At 72.3% G+C, this 5,025-nt stretch carries 2 protein-coding genes and 2 pseudogenes; all 4 read right to left on the bottom strand.

Features of this window, described 5'->3' with window-relative positions:
* Positions 1–51: 51 nt before the first annotated feature.
* Positions 52–687 (bottom strand): DUF742 domain-containing protein, encoded by a 636-nt coding sequence (locus OO48_RS33655; protein ID WP_051733391.1) that lies wholly within the window; start codon positions 685–687, stop codon positions 52–54.
* A gap of 182 nt (positions 688–869) precedes the next feature.
* A pseudogene (locus OO48_RS37085) lies at positions 870–1,028 on the bottom strand (roadblock/LC7 domain-containing protein); the annotation flags it as partial.
* A gap of 10 nt (positions 1,029–1,038) precedes the next feature.
* On the bottom strand, positions 1,039–4,608 hold the full coding sequence (locus tag OO48_RS33650) for a sensor histidine kinase (protein WP_051733389.1): 3,570 nt from the start codon (positions 4,606–4,608) through the stop codon (positions 1,039–1,041).
* A gap of 318 nt (positions 4,609–4,926) precedes the next feature.
* A pseudogene (locus OO48_RS33645) lies at positions 4,927–5,025 on the bottom strand (ATP-binding protein); the annotation flags it as partial.

Here is a 5,025-nt window from a genome sequence, read left to right as displayed (position 1 = left end):
GCGACGACGATCTTGGCGGAGGTGGTGGCGCGGCTGGGGGCGGCGGCCGCGTTAGAGCTTGCGAAGTCCACTGAGGACCCTTTCGAGCAGCGTGACGTCGGGCTGGTTGCCGGATTCGCCGCCGGCGGCGGGCTGGTGGATGGCGACCAGGCCGGCCTCGGCCAGGTCCGCCACGAGGATGCGGGCCACTCCCAGCGGGAGGCCGAGCAGCGCGGAGATCTCGGCCACCGACTTCACGTCGGAGGCGCACAGGGCGCAGATCTGCTGGTGCTCGGGCAGCAGGGTGGCCATCCGGGCCGGATCGACCGCGGCGGAGACCAGGGCCTCCAGCGCGAGTTCGTAGCGGGGCCGGGTGCGTCCGCCGGTCATCGCGAACGGGCGGATCAGCGGTCCGGCGTCCTCCTCGTCGTCGGCGTACTCCTCGACGTGGCCGGGCTGCTGCTCCTCGTACCGGTGCGGCAGGTCGGGTTCGGGGAACGCGTGGGGGCCGGGGTGGGCCTGGCCGTATCCGTCCTGCTGCTGGTACCAGCGCGGGTCGGACTGCGGGGGCAGGTACGACTGGCCACCGTTGAACTGCGGCGCGTACTGCTGCTGCTGACCGTGGCCGACGCCGGGAACCCCGAAAGCGTCGTGGCCGGAGCCCGCGTACGGGACGCCGAACTGGCCACTGTGGTCGGGCGGTGTCACGGTTCATCTCCTCAAAGGGTGCGGCGGTGCGTTGCTGGCCGCGTCGCCGGGGAGCGCCGTGGCCGGTGGTGCGAAGGCCGTACAACGCCCGGTCCCGAGGCCGCCGAAGCGACCTCGGGACGGGCAATGAGGTCTTTCGAATACCAGGACGGTATCCGACGAACCGTCAGTGCAGGAGACTGGGCGACGGCGGCCAGCTGGTCGGCACGGTCCCGGGGGAAGCCCTCGGACATGCACAGCAGCAGACCGTCGGCGGAGACCACCACGGTGTGGGACACCCCAGGGGTGTTGTCCACGAAATTGGTGATCAGCCAGTTCAGGTTCTGTGCGGCCTGGCTCATCTGGGTCAACTCAACGCTCCTGCTGGTTCGAGCCGCCGAAGAGATCGGTGCTGCTGTTGTGCGGTCCATCACCGTACGCCCCCTGGTCGGGGTCGATCCGGAAGCTACCGGTGGCACCGGGGTCGCCGCCGGCCTGGCGGCCCTGCTCGACGCCGCGGCGCAGGTTGGTCAGACGGCCCCGGACCTCGTTCGGGTCGCGGGAGACCTGCGGGCCTTCCTGCGGGGTGGTCCGGGCGTTGCCCGGGACCAGGTTCTGGCGGGGCACCCGGCGCGGCAGGCCCGAGGGGGTCGTGCCGGCCGAGGAGGGCTCGCGCAGCTTCTCCGCGCGCTGCCAGTCGCCGTCGTTCGGGGACTCCCACTCGCTGGGCGCGGCGGTCGGACCGGTCGGCCCGTAGCCGCCCAGCGCCGACACCTCGTGGCCGCGCGGCTCGTCGACCGGAGTCGAGGTGTCCTTCGCGCCGGTGAACCAGTTCGGGGTCTCGCCGCCCGCGGGGCGGGCCGCACCGCCGCCCGCCAGCTGCTGCCCCGGACGCCGCTGCGGCAGCGCGCCGCCGACCGGTCCCGCCTCGGAGCGGGCCGGCGGCAGGGCCGGCGGCTCCTCCGCGGGGTACGGGTGCCCGGCGGGCTCCTCGTAGCCGTACTCGTCCTGCCGGTACCCGTCCTGCTGGTACCCGTCCTGCCGGTACTCGTCCTGGCCGTACCCGTCCGAGCCGTAGCCGTCCTGGCGGTACTCGTCCTGCTGGTACTCGTCGGCGTACTGCTGCTGGTACCCGTCCCCGTACGGCTGCTGCTGGTACGCCTCGGCGTACTGCTGCTGCCCGTCGCCGTAGGGGGCCTGGGCGTACTGCTCCGGGGCGTACGGCTCGTCGCCGTACTGCCCGGGCGCGTACGGGTCGTCCTGGCGGTAGCCGTAGGCGTCGTCCCGCGGGGCCTGCTGCGGCTCGAAGGGGTGGCCGTAGGCGTCCAGCTCGGGGCGCTGGTACGGGTCGTCCTGCGGGGCGTAGCCGGCCGGTTCCCGCTCGGGGTGGCCGTAGCCCTCCTCGGGGCGGCCGGGCCCGCCGTAGGGCGACTCCAGGAGCTCCGCCTCCACCGGCTCCTCGGCGGCCGGGCCGGGGCCGATCTCCAGGGCGGCCCGGCGGCGCTCCTCCAGGCGCTGGGAGCGCTGCATGGACTCCAGCGCGGGGGAGAAGCCGTTGCCGGGCACGGCGCCGCGGCCGGCCAGGTGGTCGTCGAAGCCGAGTTCGGCTGCGGTGCGCTCCTGGCCCTCGAACGCCCACTCGGGGGTCGGCTCCTGCTCCGCGAAGATCCGGGAGACGGTGAACTCCTCGGCCTGCGGCTCCGGGGCCGTCGCGCTCAGGTGGGTGAGCTGCTGCGGCAGCATGACCAGCGAGGTGGTGCCGGCCGACTCGCCGGACGGGCGCAGCTGCACGCGGATGTCGTGCCGCTGGGACAGCCGGCCGACCACGAACAGGCCCATCCGGCGGGAGATGGTGGCGTCGACGGTGGGCGGCTCGGCCAGCTTCTCGTTGATCTCGGCGAAGTCCTCGGCGGTCAGGCCGATGCCCTTGTCGTGGATCTCGACCAGCACCCGGCCGTCCGGCAGCCGGGTCGCGTTGACCAGCACCCGGGTCTGCGGGGAGGAGAACGAGGTGGCGTTCTCCAGCAGCTCGGCGAGCAGGTGGACGAGGTCGGTCACGGCGGGGCCGACCACGTCGGCCTCGGGGATGCCGGCCAGCTCGATCCGCTCGTAGTGCTCCACCTCGGAGGCGGCGGCGCGCAGCACGTCGACCAGCGGGACGGGGGTGTTCCAGCGGCGGCCGGGCTCCTCGCCCGCGAGGACGAGCAGGTTCTCGCCGTTGCGGCGCATGCGGGTCGCCAGGTGGTCCAGCTTGAAGAGGTTCTCCAGCTGGTCCGGGTCGGCCTCGTTGTTCTCCAGGTCGGTGATCAGCGCCAGCTGGCGCTGGATCAGGCCCTGGCTGCGGCGCGACAGGTTGGTGAAGATCGCGTTGACGTTGCCCCGCAGCAGCGCCTGCTCGGCGGCGAGCGAGACGGCCTGCTGGTGGACCTGGTCGAAGGCGCGGGCGACCTCGCCGATCTCGTCCCGGCCGTGCAGCGGGATCGGGCTGACCGAGGTGTCGACCCGCTCCGGGTCGGTCTTGGAGAGCTTGTCGACCAGCTCCGGCAGGCGGTGGTTGGCGATGTCGAGCGCGGCGGTGTTCAGGGTCCGCATGCCGAGGATCATCGAGCGGGCGATGTAGCCGGTGAGCAGACCGGCCAGCACCAGCGAGGCGATCACGATCAGCGCGTTGAGCACCCAGTCGGTGAAGGCCCGGTCCTTGATGCCCTGGGCCTCGCTCACGACCTGGCCGATCAGGTCGGTCTCGGCGGCGCGCAGCGCGCTCATGTGGCTCTTGGTGGCCTGGTCCCACAGCGGGCGGGTCAGGCCGTCCTTGCCGACCTGGTCGATGATCTGGGCGGCCTTGTCGCCGCCGGCCGCGGTGCTGGACAGCTGGCCGGCGTAGGACATGCCGACCGCGAGCAGGCCCTGCATGGTGGGCAGGCTGCGGCCGTCGGGCATGCGCAGCGGCAGGCGCTGGTCGGCGGTGGCCTGGTCGACCAGGGCGTCCGAGTAGACCTTGATCTCGGCGTCGTCGGAGGCGGTGTTGAACTCGCTGATCGCGGTCTGCTCCAGGCGGGAGGCGACCACCAGCGACTGGATCAGGTCGTCGCCCTCGTGGCCGTCCACGCCGCCGACGCCCAGGCCGACCAGCAGGTTGAGCATCAGCGCGCGCTGGGTGGAGGCGGACGCCTTGGCCAGCGACATCGCGTAGATCGCGCGGCCCTTGGAGGTGACGTTGGTGGAGCCGAAGCCGACCGAGTTGTCGATGGCCAGCAGCGGCGCGAACATCAGCGAGTACGCGTTGGCGGTGGCGGTCGCGAACAGCTCCGGCTTGTAGGCGTTCTCGCGCAGGTGCGGCAGGTACGACACGGCCTGCTGGAACTGGTCGTTGCGCCGCTTCATGGCGACGTCGTCCTTGAGCTTCGCGAACGCCGCGTCGTAGGCCCGGCGGGCCTCGTCGGTCCGGTCCCGGAGCTTCTTCACCTCGCCCTGGTCGCCCTGGCCGGTGAGCAGCGGCACCAGGGTCTCGTCGCGCTCCTGCTCCAGGGCGTCGGCGAGCTTGGTGGCGGTGCTGGCCAGGGTGGCGATGCGCACCGCGCGGTCGGCCTGGTTGTAGTCGTCCAGCGAGGTGTTGACGCGCAGGCCGCCGAAGACCAGGGCGATGACGACCGGGATGACCAGGATGGCCACCAGGCGGGTCGGCACGCGCCAGTTCAGCGGGGACAGGAAGTCGTACCGGGCGCCCCGGCGCGGGGCCTCCTTGGCGGGGCCGGAACCCGGGCCCGGGCCGGCCGCGGGCCGGGCGGCGGACTCGGCGGTGACGGCGCGGTTCTGCTCGGCGCGGTCACGGTCCTCGGCCGCGGTGAACGCGGAGAACTGACCGGCGTTCGGGCCGCTACCCGGGTCCTGCTGGCGGGGCTCTGAGCGCCGCTGAGGGGTGACTGGCTGCTTACGCCTCACTCGACAACAACCTCTCGACCGACTGGCGGCCATGGATCTATCCGGCGGCTACCCCCCACGGACCGCGGCCCGCGCGTGTCCTACGGGGTAGCTGGAATTCCAACACGAGCCGGTGGACCGGACAAACGGCCTCTCCGGCTCGCACGCCAGGGGTGGAAAACGGACATAAACGGGTGAACTCCCGCAAAGTTCAAGGTCATTGGCGCGCACCGGGTTCGAGCGGCTACGCACTGTCAAACGGCCCCGGCAAATGCCTACCGAACTGTTACCGGGGGGTGCGAACCATTCGTGGTGCGCACCCCCCGGCCAGGTCGGGGCTCATCGCAGTCGGGCGAGGAGGGCGTGTTCGACGAGGGTGATGAGTGCGCTCTTGGCGCTGTCCCGGCGTCGGGCGTCGAGGGTGATGATGGGGATGTC

The sequence above is a fragment of the Kitasatospora phosalacinea genome, from assembly GCF_000716545.1.
GTDB classification, from domain to species: Bacteria; Actinomycetota; Actinomycetes; order Streptomycetales; family Streptomycetaceae; genus Kitasatospora; species Kitasatospora phosalacinea.
Note: the sequence above shows the minus strand (reverse complement) of the source record. Positions and strands in the feature narration are given on the sequence as shown.